A 13542-nucleotide genomic window follows, 5' to 3' on the forward strand; every position below is an offset into this window, starting at 1 on the left:
ATGTTCACACTAATAGGAAGGAGAGGAGCCTCGTGTTTCATCAATCGAAAATAGATTTTACAAAATGGATTTTCGTCATTGGCATCATCTTATTCATCGCAGAGCTTTTATTTTTCAATGGTGAGGCCCTTTTCTTCCTAATGATGATGATTTTTTGCGTATATATTGGAAGAAAAAGAATGCCGAAAAAATCAGGATTATTGTTATTTTGGATCGGAATAATCGGCGGCGTTCTATCTTTTTTCAATATGTTTACATTCCGACTGCTTCTATTTGCTGTTTTCATTTACTTTATTTTTCACTATGTTCAAAACAAGCAGGTAGCTGCTAAAAAGTCTCCTAAAATTGAAGAAGCAGATCCAATCCTCTCGCAAGAAGAGACATTTTCCAAAACGCCTCTTTTTCAAAACAGATTGTTCGGAACGCAGCGAACCGAAGAACAAATATACAAATGGAACGATGTCAACATTCAAACAGGCATCGGCGATACAGTAATAGATTTAAACTATACGATTCTTCCGAAAGGTGAAGCGGTGATTGTCATCCGAAAGCTTATCGGCAATATCGAAATAATTGTTCCTTACGAGCTGGAAGTGTCCGTCCACCATTCCGGTTTCATCGGCTCCTACTCCATTTTTGATTATAGTGAACCGAATGTATGGAACGAAACAATTCGATATGAGTCCAAAAACTATCATGAATCTGCCCAAAAAGTGAAAATCATCACCTCTATAACCTTTGGCAGAATAGAGGTGAAAAGAACATGAATGTATTGCAAAGACAAATTATTATCTGCTTAGTAACATCAGTAGTCACTTTTTTATTTTTCACTGTTTCGCTTTTGCTTACGTTCCTGTTTCCTAATTGGACATTATTATGGAAACAAAAAATTCTTGATATTCCGTTTATCCTCTTCACGTTCGTAATCAGCAGCGCCATCGGCTTGCTTTTCGGCATTCTATTCGGACTTCCTTTTAAAGATAAACTACACAAGATTGAAGATAAACTAAAAAAAATAACAAAAGGAGAAACGGTTGAACAAAATGAACATATAAACATTAAAGAATTAGATGAAATCAACCTTCGAATTGACCAAGTGCAGCATCATCTCATTGAACAGACGAAATTAACGCAAAAACTTGCAGGTGAAAACGTAAAAGAACAAGAAAAAAGATTGGAAGAAATCATTTCACAAGAAAGGCACAGGCTGGCACGCGAGCTGCATGACTCTGTCAGTCAAAACTTGTTTGCAGCCTCGATGCTCATTTCTGCTGTTAAAGGAAACAAGGAAAAAATCGATGAAGGAACGAGTAAACAAATCCATTTAGTTGAAGAAATTATTCAGCAGTCCCAGCTTGAAATGCGCGCTCTTCTTTTGCATTTGCGGCCTGTCCCTTTAAAAGGTAAATCTTTGCAAACTGGAATTGAAGAACTGCTCACAGAGCTGCAGCAAAAGGTGCCGATGAACATCCAATGGAAGACAGAGCAATTTCCTCTAGATAAAGGGATTGAAGACCATTTATTCCGCATTTTGCAAGAATCGGTGTCAAACACTCTTCGCCACGCCAAAGCGAATACACTTGAAGTATTGCTGATCAAACGGAAAAATATGGCCATTTTACGGATTGTCGACGATGGTGTAGGATTTGACGTTCAATCGGCAAAATCAGGAGCATATGGTTTGCAAAACATGTTTGAACGTGCAGCCGAAATCGGCGGAACATTGCAAATTGTCAGTGTCCCTCATGAAGGAACTAGATTGGAAATAAAAGTACCGTTGTTAACAGATGAAGGTGATAAAAATGATTAAAGTATTACTAGTTGATGATCATGAAATGGTAAGAATCGGCGTTTCGGCTTTTTTATCGTCCCAGCCTGACATAGAAATTGTCGGTGAGGCTGATAATGGCAAAAAATGCATTGAACTAGCTTTACAATTAAAGCCTGATATTATTTTAATGGACCTCGTCATGCCGGAAATGGACGGGATTGAAGCGACAAAAGAAATACTTCATCAATGGCCAGAGGCAAAAATCATTATTGTCACAAGCTTTCTCGATGATGAAAAAGTCTACCCTGCCCTTGAAGCCGGTGCTGTCAGCTATATGTTAAAAACTTCAAAAGCAGACGAAATCGCCGATGCGATCCGTTCAACATATCAGGGACAATCTGTCTTAGAGCCTGAAGTGACAACGAAAATGATGGCAAGAATGAATAAAAAACAAAACCGCCATCCTCATGAAGAATTAACAAACCGAGAAATGGAAGTGCTGCTTTTAATGGCTCAAGGGAAATCAAATCAAGAAATTGCAGATGAGTTGTTCATTTCATTAAAAACCGTCAAAGTTCACGTCAGCAACATTTTAAGCAAACTGGGCGTTCAAGACCGCACCCAAGCCGTCATTTATGCGTTCAAGCATTCGCTAATCAAGTAAAATTGGCAATAAGCGAAGAAAAGAGAAAGTGGAATTGGTTTTTCACCGAAACACAAATACAGGAAATTTCATTCGAAATTTATGTATCATTTTACATATATTTACATATAATCAAAACAAAAAAATTGCTAGTTTTCCCAACCTAATAGAAAGCGATGTTATTCATCTCCCAATTGAATGCATATTCGTCGACAAAAGCAAATATAAACATGTTAACGCTTGATAAAATCGGCTAAAAATAATTCAAAAATCTCAAGCGAAACGATGGCGGAAATCGAAATAATCGGTAAAATCGGTAAAAGAAATCAGAAATCCTCCTATTCGTTTTCCGCCAAAAACTAGTTTTCTCTTAAAAAAACAATAGATGAACAAAAGTTCTAGCATGACTATCTAGGCTGCCGAAAAATAGCAGCCTTTCCTAATAAGCCTTTTGTTTCTAGCTTTAGGAGCAGTGTAAAATGAGATTCATATAAGGTTCTTCTGCTCGAAACTTGAAAAAGACGTAATTTTCCCCCAACAGTATTCCGGCTTTTATCGTATATATGGAGCATGCTCTTTTTCCAATGCATCTTGCAGCCATCTCGGATGCATCGTTAAAAGGTTTTCCGGCAGATCGTTTGGAGCGAAAAATCGTGCATCAAGCGTTTCATCTGTTTTTTGACGCAGCGTCCCTCCAATGATTTTGCACTCAAAGCAAGTTGTAATAAAGTGGCTGATTTCGCCATTTGGGTATAAAAAAATTTGTGAATCCGGATCTGAGTAAATGCCAATCAGCCGGGTTACCTTCACTTCAAGACCTGTTTCTTCATAAATTTCTCTTATAATTGCTTCTTCCACCTTTTCTCCCGGCTCTACATGCCCTGATGGAATGCCCCATAGTCCGTTATCCGACCGTTTTAATAGGAGAACTTGCTGCTGTTCATTAAAAATAATTCCCGCCACTCCTGCTTCGATCCGCTCCGGCCATGCAAAATCACGCGTATTCCATTGTTTAATTTTGACACGATCATCAAATAAAGACTGCAAATTGCCGATCACCGCATCCGGATTGCGGTAATCCCCAGGAGATGGAAACGGTGCATTCTTCCCGTTGGAAATTAAAATCGCTTGAATCCCTGCTTGATGAGCACCTAATATATCAGTTAACGGGTTATCGCCGATCATAACCACTTTTGCTTTAGACGAAATCGATTCAATCGCTTTCTGGAACATAAATGGATTCGGTTTGCCGACAATGTACGGTTTTTTCCCGGTTGATGCTCGTATCATTTCAGCAACAGCTCCTGTTGCAGGCAAAGGACCTTTCGAAGTAGGGAAACTCATATCGGCATTCGTTGCAATAAACTTCGCACCATTATGTATTTGTTTTACCGCTTCCTGAATATCGTACAAAGATACATTGCCGCTCCAGCCGACAACAACGGCTTCTGCCTCCTCTTCACCCTTTACAACCATTACTCCTGCTTGACTGCACTCGTGCTGTAAATGATCGTCCCCCAGCACGTAGGCACTGCGAATATTTTGTTTTCGCAAATATTGAGCTGTCAACCAAGCGGATGTAATGATTTCCTCTGGACTTGCTGTAATCCCCATTCGCTTGAGCCGTCCGGCAATTTTTTCTCTCGTTGTACAAGGATCATTTGTAAGAAACCGAATCATTTTCTTTTCTTGACGCAAGCGCCGCAAAGATTCAACTGCCCCAGGAAGCGGATTTTCTCCTATGTAAATCACTCCGTCTAGGTCAAATAAAAACACGTCAAATTCATCTATGATCATGAAATCATCCTTCCTTAGTGAACCATTTTCGCATGAAACAAGCTGATTGAAAAAACTTCCTCATCACCAAGCTAATTCAAGTTAAAGTGATCGTTTTCTCGAAAAGATTTGAACTTATTTAAAGTACCTCAAAACTAACTCGTGTTAAAACAATCGTTTTCTCAATGAACCATTTCTTAAACTGGCGCAAAACTTTTAGAAGTTTTTTTGCTGTCAAACCAAAAGATGTTTCAATAAAACGATTTGCCTTGCTTGAAAGTTTGCATGAGCTTGTATGAGGAGAATCTCCTCTCTTTATTTCCACTTCTACATATGATTATAATAGATTTATCGTTCACGCAGCAAAAAGGCGGTTTTAATGAAGAAAATGTGATGTGGAATATTGGGAATTTGAGCAATAAGACAAAAGTTTTTTTCAAAAAGACTGTGCAATTCGTGCACTCTAAGAACTAATCTCTAATCAAATGTATACTTTTACGACTGACCTCCTTTCTAATAAAGAAAGGTCTGCATTTGATCTGACATTTATGCCAGTTGTCTTCCCCTTCTAAATGCCAGCAATACTGAACATTTATTCCCCTTTTTGCAGGGAGTTGGTCTATGTATCGCTCAAAAGTTTAAGGTGAGGACATTTATCCTCACCCAAAAACATCTTCTGATATCAAAAAAATCAAACACATTCTTCTATTTTCTAAAGCTTAAATTGCCGTACAAATTCATTCAGCTCTTCGGCTAGCTTCGCTAGTTGTTCGGAGCTGTTCGCCACTTCTTCCATAGAACTGCTTGTTTGTTCGGCTGCCGCAGAGGTTTGCTCAATACCTGCTGCTGATTGCTCGGAGATCGAGGCTATTTCCTCGATGGAACGGTTCATTTCCCGGCTGTTGGAAGCAATTTCCGTCAAGTTGTTCGCAATTGTTTGAATATGATGAACCATGTCCGTAACAGCTTTGTTGATCGTTTGAAATGTTGCACCTGTATTTTTAATTTGCTCTGTTCCTTGTTCAACCTCCTGATAGCCGCTCTTTAAAGCATCAACTACATTCTTTGATTCATTTTGGATATTGTCGACAATGCTTGTTATGTCTGAGATTGAGACGGAAACTTGTTCAGCGAGCTTTCTTACTTCATCTGCAACTACGGCAAAGCCTTTTCCGTTTTCGCCTGCTCTTGCCGCTTCAATCGCTGCGTTTAATGCCAGAAGATTCGTTTGGTCCGCAATTCCTTGTATGACTGATACGAGTTTTGTAATTTTTTGCAAATGTCCGTTTAAACCGTGCACTTTATCAACAGATTGTTGAAAAATTTCGTCAATTTTCGACATTTGTTCGGTAGAAGACATCATTAGTTTATTTCCTTTGCCGGCAATTTCAAGCACCTCTCTGGAGACTGATTCAATATGCTCCCCTTTTTCGCTGGCATCTTGGACTTTTTCGACAAATACCTCCATCTTTGCTGCCATGTCGCTCGCGCTGCTTGCTTGCGTTTCAGCGCCTGATGCCAATTCCTGCATGGTGGTTGAAACCTGCTCTGATCCGGCCTTCACTTCATTTGCAGAGTGGGTCATCTCCTCGCTGTGGCTTGTCAGTACTTCAGAAGCCTTCGAAATGTTAGTAATCATTTCTTTCAGTTTATTTTGCAGCTGATTTATGGCATGTGCCAGATTTTGTGTTTCATCTTTCGAACGGATTTTTATTTCACCTTGTGTTAAATCTCCATTAGCCAGCAAATGCATGCGCTCAGATACGGCGTGTATTGGTTTGGAAATGCTGTTTGAAAACAGCCATACGATGAAAAATCCAATCACAATCGTTGCGCCAATGACAATCATTAAAAAAACGAGAAGATCTTTAGCCGGCTGATTGAAATCCATTAAATACGTGCCCGCACATACAACCCATCCCCAATGAGGATCAGTTTTTGAATAGGCGACTTTTTTTTCAATTCGATTTTCGTTGTCAGGCAAAGCCCATTCGTAATAAGTTAAACCGCCACCTTCATTTCCGGTTTTAATCATTTTTTGATTGAATTTTACGCCTTTGGAATCTTCGTCATTCCAGCCTTGTCTGCCTTCTACAACTGGATGTGCAATAAGAGTTCCTTTTTGATCGATAATATACAGGTAGCCGTTTTCACCTAAATCAAAATTTTTATTAATTGGCCGTTTGCCGTCAGCATTCTTTTCCCCCAATATCGCAACTTTTACCTGTTCCTGCGCTTCTTCTAAAGACAATGTTCCCTTTTCAACCTCTTTATTTAACGCATCGATTAACTCAATGGTCATTTCGACGCTATTTTTTAAGTTCTTTTCCCCCAGCTTGTTTAAACTGGAAGTTGTTTTCTGATAGCTTAACAAGCCTAAAATGACTAACGGAATCGTTAATAATAGAAATGAAATGGTCATTAGCTTCATACGTATCGTGAATTGAAATTTCTTTTTCATGAAAATCATTACCCCTTTGTTATGCCATAATTTTTTTAAAGACTTAGTTCTTTCCTCTTAGAAAAGCGTTACGAACTCATTTCCATCCATTTTCACTCCCCAAATCCGAAATTGGTTGCTTGACATTTTAATTATCGGCCTCTAAACATACTTTTTTTTGTTAATTAATCATTTATTGCTAAATATGTATTTTTTTAGCTAACATCGAACGTATATGGTCAAAAATATAATGAACCGATAATCCTTTATTTAAGCGTTTTCATTAATTTTATCGTTCATTTAGTGCGGTTCTTTGACGTCAATGAAGCAAAAATAATCTGAAAATAGTCTATATGTTCGATCCGATAAAATTTATTTTTCTAATTCATTTACTATGAATAAGCAGCAATTATTTTTTTGGCTTCGGCTCGCCTAATAAATATCCTTGAGCGTGATGAACCCCCAATGCTTTAGCCATGTCTAAATCCTCTTTTTTCTCAATTCCTTCTAAAACAAGTTTCATATTGGTCCGTTCGCAAAGAAATAAAAGTTTTTTAATAACATCTTGATTTTTGCCCGAATTATATAAATTTTGGCCTAAAGAACGATCGACTTTAATATAATGCGGGTTTAAATCGACAATGGTTTCTAACGATATTTCACCTTTTCCGAAATCATCAACGGCAACTTTATACCCTTCATCTTTTAAAAATTGAATATTTTTTTTCAACAATTCAATATTTTTGATTTTTTCACTTTCATTTATTTCAAAAACTACTTTTTCGGTCGACTGAAAAAAAAGGTTTATTTTTTTTATAAATTGGGTAAAAGAATGATGAACAATCGTCGATGGAAATACGTTAATAAACAGCTTTTGCTGCAGGTCTCCCATCGATGTTATTGCATTGTGAATGGAGCAAGTATCCAGTTCATATAAAAAACCGCATTCACGGGCGATTTGAAACAAAATTTCCGGATCGGAAAAATATTTGCAGCGAAGCAAAGCTTCGTATCCATATATTTTTGATTCTTTTAATTCATAAATAGGTTGAAAAAAATGACAAAATGATTTGTTATCTATAATTTCTTTTATCCTTCTAATTTCCCATTTAACCAATGGAAGAACCTCCTAGACGTCTATCTATAGACCTATTTCGGATAATGTCTAATGTTATATTTCATATTTTTAGTATATATTTTAATGCTTTTAATATCAATAGTCTCTTGGGGACTTAACTCTCATAGTAGATTGTAAAAAGGAATCACTATTATCCCCAAGGAGTGACGATTCATGACTAAAATACAGCAAATAATCGGAGAAAGAATCCGAAATTTTCGCAAGCAGAAAGGGTGGAGTCAAGAAGAATTAGCAGATATAGCAAATCTACATGCTACTTATATTGGACAATTAGAAAGAGGTGAAAAAAACGCAACATTGGAAAGCATTAACAAAATCGCAACGGCGCTTGAGGTTTCTTTAGAGGAATTATTTAAATCTATTCAACCAAATTCAAAAAAACCAGATTATACTTTGTCGCAAATTATTACAAAACTTCAGGCAAGGCCGGTTGAAGATCAAAAATTCATACTAAACATGCTTGATCTCCTATTGAACTGGAAAGATAAGTAGCAGTATTCCAAAAAGGGGGGACAATCCCCATAGCCATCAAGTTAAGAATTTGATCTTTTTTCAGCGCCAAAAACATGGTATCCTTTCTAACGAAAATCATCGTTGGAAAGGATTATTTTTTGATGGCAAAAAAGATGAAGGCATGGATAAAAACGATTCGTCAACTCTTCTCCTCTGAAGAACTGACCCGTCTGGCACGGAAAGTCGGATTCATTCAGCGGCAGCGTTCATTAACAGCGGAAGCCTTTCTGACGCTATGTGCTTGGGGAGACGGATCGCTCGCCTGTCAGTCGCTTCAGCGGTTGTGTGCCGATTTGGCGCTCTGGCATGATTGCTCTCTCTCGAATGAAGGACTGAATCAGCGGTTTACGCCTCGTGCCGTGGCGTTTTTAAAAGAGGTCTTTTTTACTCTCCTGATGCATCAACGTCCGGCACTCTCTTCCATCACCGAGACGTATCGCGCTTGTTTCACCCGTCTGCGGATCTTAGACTCTACCAGTTTTTTACTTCCGGCCGACTATGGTGAGGACTATCAAGGTTCGGTTTCATCTGGCGCCAAAATCCAATTTGAGTATGAGCTGTTATCGGGAACCTGTCTTCAGCTGTGCGTCCAACAGGCCAATGATTCCGATGCCCGTTTTGCTTATCATACCCAGCACACGATTTTACCGAATGACCTTTGCATTCGGGATCTGGGGTTTTTTTCACTCGCCACGCTGGCGGAGATCGATGCTCGAGGTGCTTATTATATTACCCGGTTGCGTTCCGATATCAAAGTCTATATCAAACAGGACGGGGAGTGGCACGAATGGGATTGGGAATCGATAGGAAATCGATTGGGCGAGGGGGAAGCCGTGGAAGTGGAACACGTGTATATCGGACACCAACGCCTGTATGTTCCGCGTCTGATTTTTCGCCGTCTCACGGCGGAAGAATGGGAAAAACGGCTGGCGTACGTGCGGAAAAAGGAAAAAAAGAAAGGGAAGGCGCTGTCACGCCAAACCCTTGAACAAAAGAAATATCACATCTTACTGACCAATTTACCACAAGAATCGTTTGATGCGCAACAAGTTTATGAGCTGTATTCGCTGCGCTGGCAAGTGGAGCTGTTATTTAAGGGCTGGAAATCCTTATTTGATCTTGACCGTGTCAAAAAGATGAAGAAGGAACGATTCGAATGCCACTTATATGGGACATTGATTGCCATTTTAGTCACGCAGACTCTTCTGTTCCAAGCCCGAAGGTATTGGCATCAACGGGAGGGAATCGAGATCAGTGAATGGAAAGCGCTTAATATCCTCCAATCGTATTGGCATCGGTTTCTTTTGCATCCCCAAGCGATGGAAACCGCCCTTCCATCTCTCCTATCTCTGTTAAGGAAACACGCGAGGAAAGACCGAAGGAAAGGAGAGGAAACGGTATCGGATCTTTTAAAGAAATTGGGGATATGGTAGTGTGGGTCATGGATATAAATGCCAAATAACCCTCTTCTTGAGGGTTATTTGGCATGCCCAGCATTTGGTTTTCTCTTCATCCTTTGATTGATTTTTCGAACATGCGTATCATCCTAAAAAATTTTATACCGCTAACTTGACGGGTATGGGGACAATCCCCCTCTTTTGGAACTTATTTATCATTTTACATCATGTTAGCAACATGCTTTTCAGCATCTAATACATCCATCTCCCCTGATAAAAGCCGGGGCAGCAAAGCGTTTTGCAATTTTTTGAGCCGGTCGTTTTCATTGGCATTTTGTATCATCATCGCATAATAATTGCTGGTGAAACGTATAAATTTTTTTAAAATATCATCCGGCGGAAGCACAATTTTCATTTTTTTTATCTCATCCGCGCTGACATTCGGCTGTGCAGATCCAGTAGACCGATCTAAAATTTTTTGGCGGAAATCCGGCAATTTAGTTATGGCATAGACAAATGGCAATGTGTTCATTTCGTGCACGCTAGAATAAAATTTGCCGACACGTTGATTTAATAATGCGGGTTCTTCAAAATAGTAAATGCCGCATTTCCCGATTTCAGCGCCTGTTAGCCCAATGAGCAGATCTCCTTGTGTAATTTTGAAACGATCTAATCGATGGAATAAAGATGGATCTACATATGCTACATCTTCTTTGTTGATGAAAGGCGGGACAATATTTTTTATTTTTATTACTGGTATGCCTTCACATTTCCATTCCTTGCTTTTAAAAGCATATCCATTTTGTAATTCTATAACTTCACCTAATGTTCCTGCCTTCCATCCTTTCGGAATCATTCCCAATTCAGAAATTTCGAACCCTCTATCTTGAAAAGGCCCAAACTCTATGAACCAGTATTTGTAAAGTGTCATGATCGTTTCATCGATCGTTTTATTTATCTTGATATTCAGTTCAATTTTATCATCAATTGTTCCTAATATGTCCGCAATCTTCTCTTGCGTCCGCATGTCCGGCAGCAATACGAGCGCATTTTTAATAGAATCCATGCTGACAGCCGGATACGCAGCTCCCTGTTCCTGAGAAACTAAATAATCTGTAAAAGATTGATTGGAAATAAGGTAATACACATACCTCGGATGAATATGCTCCGTAGGCCGAAGAACCGCAAAACCGGTCGATACAACTTGATTTTCTTTCGGATTTTTTAAAAACAAAAAGGATCTTCGATTCGGACGGACGGTCGAAAGAATCGTATCGCCTGCTCGAACCAGCCTTTTTGCTCTGCTGGGCGCTTCATGAATCAAATATTGCGATGTCTCCCTCAGTTCGCCTGTTCCAACAGACGAAATATCGATGTAATCGATCATTTGAAAGGGAAAATGTTTCGTTAATGATTCAGGATTTATTTGAACAATCTCACCAAGCCGAACTTTCTTCCAGCTCGCCACATAAATTCCTCCACATGCATTAATTTTGAAACTTTATGGGACAGTCTAATAAGTCGATTTTCCGGCTTATAGACGCCCCTTTAATGTTTTAGAAACGTTGATCCGTTGATATATCAATGCTTATGATGTTTCGTTTTCAGTGGATTTTGACTTTCTGGACAGCCCCATGACAATTCCGAAGCAACAATCAGATCGCTTCCCCAATTTTTCTAGTTATAGCTCGTTCAGAACATAATCCTCCTGTTTTGATCCATATTGATTAGCTTTTCATTTCCAATCAAAGCGGATAAAAAAAACTGCACTATTTTCATTTTTCTTCTGCTTCCGGCATGATGATAGATGTAAAAATTCTTTTTTTTCGGTTATGAGCAGGCTGGTTTCCCATTAGCTTTTTCATCGCCCGGTTGACAGTTTCAGCAAATTGAAAAAACTCTTCGTCGCTTGCATAAAAGCGAACCTGCCGAAATCCCACCCCATCTTTTAGGAGATCGATTTGTTCTTGTCGTAAATATCTCTCATAATCCGCTAAAATATTGGCGATAAATCTCATAAATATGTTCAAATGTTCATCTCTGCTTATATGCTGCAAATCGCTGTCTTCGAGCCCAATCGTTTCATCCGGCAAGGCATAAATTTTTTCTATTGTTCCCCTTATCTTTCTTTTCTCAACGATTTCAATCAGCTTTGCTTCTTCAAGTTTTTTTAAATGTCTGTACAAGGATGCTTGCGGAACTTCCGGCAGAAACTCCATTATTTCCTGCGCAGTCAAGCGTTTTCCGATCAATGTTTGAATGATCCGAATCCGTACCGGATGCAAGATTAAAGCAGCTTTTGATTCAATCATGAAAACACCTCATTGTACCGTTTGTTCAACCAATTTTTCAAATGGTCGCAAAGCTCTTCGTGAAGCGGTTGATCCGCATTTTTGATATAATTTTTTTTCATTTTCAACATATTAATCTCATCTTCTTGTTTTTTCAATAAATGATCCATATTTTGAATCATATAATATTCCAACTCCCCTTTCACTATAGCGGGAAGGCGGTTGAGCTTTTCCGGATCAGCTTGAACGTCCTTGTCACCGGTAATGGCCAAAACAGGGCATTCTATTTTTTTTAAATCTTCGAGCACATCGTATTGCAAATGCTCCCGAAACCATTTAGCATTTATTTTTTGAAAACCAACTTTGATCACATCTTGATCAGATTGCATGATTTTTTCAAAAAGGGCATTCGCCTTTTTTTCGTTTTTTTGCTCGATGTTAAACATGCGGATCATTTTTCCTTTTAAACCTGTTACATTGTTTAAAGCTTCATACACAAGCTTTCTCTGTCTCGTTATAGCTTCTTCCAGCCGCTCCCCTGCCCCTGAGAGAAGAATGAGCCCATCCATTTTCTCCAAGGTGTTTAAAGCAACTGCCAATGTTGTTCCTTCACTGTGCCCCAAGGCAATGATCCGATTTTCATCAACAAGCGGATGTTGTTTTAAAAATTGTACAGCGCTAGCTGCATCCCGGACGAAATCCCACATTCCTGCAGATAAATAATCGCCGCCGCTTTCACCAACTCCCCTTTTATCATATCGCAACACGATAAATCCTAAAGAAGTAAGAAATGATGCCAATTGCTTATATATATTCAACTGGAATTTTCCTTTTGCATCATTGCCGTCGCGATTCAACGGACCAGAACCGGAAAGAATGAGAATAGCCGGCTTTTTTTGGCTGTCCTGTAACACGGATAATGTTCCTTTTAACTCATATCCGCAGCTTTGAAAGCTGATAAATTGTTCAATCATGTTAATTTCTCCTTTATTTATGTTATTATTATCATTATCGATAATAATAACATATAAGTCAAGAAAATTCTGATGATTGTTTTTTGCATATAAATGTTATCAGAATTGTGCCTTCAGCCCACAGCATATTGAAAGCAGCCGGCATCTGCGAACTGTTTTTTTGAGAAAAATCGTAAACATACAAAAGCCCTTAGAGAAAAACAGCTCTTTTTCTCTAAGGACTTTATTTTAGAGACTAACGGACAGCACCGATGCAAATGTTCTATCATTCTACAACGGCTTTCCTATCAAAATCTTAATTTGGCAGCACTGCGTCGCTGACCATTTCCCATTCGTGAATCTCATACCCTCTAGCGCCAGTCACAACATATGGATCTTCTTTCGCAAGCTTTTCGGCCTCTTCAAAAGAGCTGGCGCGATAAATCACCATACCGCCTGTGCCGTCGGTAAATCTGCCTTTTGCAAATATTTTTCCTTCTTTTCCTTTCTGCTCTAAATAATTCAAGTGATCATTCCGAAACGCTTTGCTTTTTTCTTCATCTTTCATCGGCAATAATACGACAAAATATTTCATCTCAACCACTCTTTCTATTAGATTC

At 38.9% G+C, this 13542-nt stretch carries 12 protein-coding genes; 5 read left to right on the forward strand and 7 right to left on the reverse strand.

Features of this window, described 5'->3' with window-relative positions; all coding sequences use genetic code 11:
* Positions 1-32 precede the first annotated feature (32 nt).
* From liaF to NSQ44_RS09805, 3 genes are read left to right on the forward strand one after another with little or no spacing between them, the layout of a single operon-like run.
* Positions 33-767, forward strand: coding sequence for a cell wall-active antibiotics response protein LiaF (gene liaF, locus NSQ44_RS09795; RefSeq protein WP_063387807.1), 735 nt, complete (start codon positions 33-35; stop codon positions 765-767).
* Entirely contained in the window at positions 764-1810 is a 1047-nt protein-coding gene (locus tag NSQ44_RS09800) for a sensor histidine kinase (RefSeq protein ID WP_340856912.1), read from the forward strand. Before liaF ends, NSQ44_RS09800 begins: the two co-directional genes overlap by 4 nt.
* Positions 1803-2435 (forward strand): response regulator transcription factor, encoded by a 633-nt coding sequence (locus tag NSQ44_RS09805; RefSeq protein ID WP_063387805.1) that lies wholly within the window; start codon positions 1803-1805, stop codon positions 2433-2435. The genes NSQ44_RS09800 and NSQ44_RS09805 overlap by 8 nt, the downstream gene beginning before the upstream one ends.
* 531 nt (positions 2436-2966) lie before the next feature.
* On the opposite strand, the gene NSQ44_RS09810 is transcribed toward NSQ44_RS09805, so the two are convergent.
* The 3 genes from NSQ44_RS09810 to NSQ44_RS09820 all read right to left on the reverse strand — a co-directional run bounded on the left by NSQ44_RS09810 (position 2967) and on the right by NSQ44_RS09820 (position 7747).
* Positions 2967-4211, reverse strand: coding sequence for a TIGR01459 family HAD-type hydrolase (locus NSQ44_RS09810; protein ID WP_340856915.1), 1245 nt, complete (start codon positions 4209-4211; stop codon positions 2967-2969).
* Positions 4212-4902: 691 nt separating this feature from the next.
* Positions 4903-6651 carry a methyl-accepting chemotaxis protein gene (locus NSQ44_RS09815; RefSeq protein WP_340856916.1) on the reverse strand — a complete coding sequence of 583 codons (1749 nt, stop codon included), beginning with the start codon at positions 6649-6651 and terminating at the stop codon, positions 4903-4905.
* 388 nt (positions 6652-7039) lie between these two features.
* The gene (locus NSQ44_RS09820) at positions 7040-7747 is read right to left on the reverse strand and encodes an EAL domain-containing protein (RefSeq protein WP_340856918.1); all 708 of its coding nucleotides are present in this window, start codon (positions 7745-7747) and stop codon (positions 7040-7042) included.
* Between the two features lie 174 nt (positions 7748-7921).
* Between NSQ44_RS09820 and NSQ44_RS09825 the strand changes: the two genes are divergently transcribed.
* Both NSQ44_RS09825 and NSQ44_RS09830 read left to right on the forward strand, forming a co-directional pair.
* Positions 7922-8260 carry a helix-turn-helix domain-containing protein gene (locus NSQ44_RS09825; protein WP_063387802.1) on the forward strand — a complete coding sequence of 113 codons (339 nt, stop codon included), beginning with the start codon at positions 7922-7924 and terminating at the stop codon, positions 8258-8260.
* 122 nt (positions 8261-8382) lie between these two features.
* On the forward strand, positions 8383-9714 hold the full coding sequence (locus tag NSQ44_RS09830) for an IS4 family transposase (protein ID WP_094245035.1): 1332 nt from the start codon (positions 8383-8385) through the stop codon (positions 9712-9714).
* A 184-nt stretch (positions 9715-9898) separates the two neighbouring features.
* Here the strand turns inward: NSQ44_RS09830 and NSQ44_RS09835 are convergent, their stop codons facing one another.
* From NSQ44_RS09835 to NSQ44_RS09850, 4 genes are all read right to left on the reverse strand, one after another.
* Positions 9899-11146: a restriction endonuclease subunit S gene (locus NSQ44_RS09835; RefSeq protein WP_340856921.1), complete on the reverse strand. Its 1248-nt coding sequence runs from the start codon at positions 11144-11146 to the stop codon at positions 9899-9901.
* A gap of 307 nt (positions 11147-11453) precedes the next feature.
* The gene (locus NSQ44_RS09840; protein ID WP_340856923.1) at positions 11454-11990 is read right to left on the reverse strand and encodes a helix-turn-helix domain-containing protein; all 537 of its coding nucleotides are present in this window, start codon (positions 11988-11990) and stop codon (positions 11454-11456) included.
* Positions 11987-12943: an alpha/beta hydrolase family protein gene (locus NSQ44_RS09845; protein ID WP_340856924.1), complete on the reverse strand. Its 957-nt coding sequence runs from the start codon at positions 12941-12943 to the stop codon at positions 11987-11989. Before NSQ44_RS09845 ends, NSQ44_RS09840 begins: the two co-directional genes overlap by 4 nt.
* 295 nt (positions 12944-13238) lie before the next feature.
* Complete coding sequence (locus NSQ44_RS09850) at positions 13239-13517, reverse strand: YciI family protein (protein WP_063387797.1); 279 nt, start codon at positions 13515-13517, stop codon at positions 13239-13241.
* Positions 13518-13542 lie beyond the last annotated feature (25 nt).

This window comes from Aeribacillus sp. FSL M8-0254 (assembly GCF_038008845.1).
In the GTDB taxonomy this organism is placed as follows: domain Bacteria; phylum Bacillota; class Bacilli; order Bacillales; family Aeribacillaceae; genus Aeribacillus; species Aeribacillus composti.